Raw genomic sequence first — 1,451 nt, forward strand, 5'->3', positions numbered from 1 at the left:
TACAGTCACTTGGCCAAGGGAGGTGAAGCCTAATGAATACACTAGAAATTTTATGGTTCGTTTTAATTGGCGTTTTGTGGGCTGGCTTCTTCTTCCTTGAAGGATTCGACTTCGGTATCGGGATGCAATTCATCTTTAACGCCCGCGATGAAAATGATCGTGATGCGCTATATGAAGCAATTGGTCCTAACTGGGATGCCAATGAAGTGTGGTTAATCACAGCTGGTGGGGCGATGTTTGCAGCCTTTCCAAACTGGTATGCCTCATTGTTCTCAGGCTTCTACTTAATGCTATTGATTGTGTTGTTGGCTTTGATTTATCGTGGGGTTTCCTTTGAATTCCGTGAACAAATGCCAACCATTCAAGGGGCGCAACTTTGGGAACGCTTGATTGGGATCACATCAGTGATGGTCCCATTCTTCTTAGGCATGATCTTTACTGCCATGGTATCAGGGACACCAATCGATGTCCGTGGTAACTTAACGGCTGGTTTCTTTGATTACGTGACACCATTTACTTTGGTTGGTGGTATCGCAGTGGCTTTGATGAGTTATGTGCACGGCTTAAACTATACACGCCTACGCATTATTGGCCCATTGCGTGACCGTGCAGTAACGCAATTAAAGTTCTTGTACCCAGTTTTGTTAGCTGGGGAAGCGTTGTTTGCCGTGTTGCTGTTCTTCTACACGGACTTTATTCAAACAAAGCCAGTCTGGACATTGGCAATTTTGGCCCTAATTGTGGTGACGACGTTAATGAGTTGGTATACAGCGTTGAAGACAAAGTCAGAAGCTTGGCCATTTGCTTTGTCAGGTTTGGCATTAGTTGAAGTGGTTGTCTTACTCTTCGTTGGGCTATTCCCACGTGTGATGGTGGCCAATAACCCATTGCACACGCTAGATATTATGAATGCGTCATCAACACCTTACACCTTGAAAGTGATGACAATTGTGGTGATTACAGCTTTGCCAGTAACCCTTGCTTATCAAATTTGGAGCTTCTGGGTTTTCCGCAAGCGAATCGTTTCCCACAAAGTGGTTGAATAACATTGAGAAAAACGTTTACAATTGACTGTAGACGTTTTTTATTTTTAATTGGCAATGAGATGATCAACATAATCTCAAATCGAGATAACTTGTAGGAATAGATAAAGATAATATGATTGATAAAAGACTTTTCAAACTAAAAGGGATCATGACCACATTGCTGGGGCTCGTGATTTTAACTGGGATTCAAGGTCTAGCGATTCTGGCCCAAGGTATTTTCCTGGCACGGGCGATTGTGAGTCTTTGGCAAGGCCAACCGGTACAATCGGCATTGGCGTCGGTCGGCTGGTTTGCGGTAGCATTTATTGTGCGGCAAATCTTAATCGTGGTTAAAAATGAATTGATGGCCAACTATGCGAATCAAGCCGTTGAAACGTATCGAGTACAATTGTTGGCACGTTATAC

General features: G+C 43.4%; 1 protein-coding gene and 1 pseudogene. Both read left to right on the forward strand.

The annotated features are described in order from the left end of the window. Positions 1-32: 32 nt before the first annotated feature. Positions 33-1,046, forward strand: a complete 1,014-nt coding sequence (gene cydB / locus ACW12G_RS00680; protein WP_455647051.1) for a cytochrome d ubiquinol oxidase subunit II — start codon at positions 33-35, stop codon at positions 1,044-1,046. 112 nt (positions 1,047-1,158) lie between these two features. Next, positions 1,159-1,451 (forward strand): annotated as a pseudogene (locus tag ACW12G_RS00685) (thiol reductant ABC exporter subunit CydD); the annotation flags it as partial.

The sequence above is a fragment of the Leuconostoc sp. genome (genome assembly GCF_965300815.1).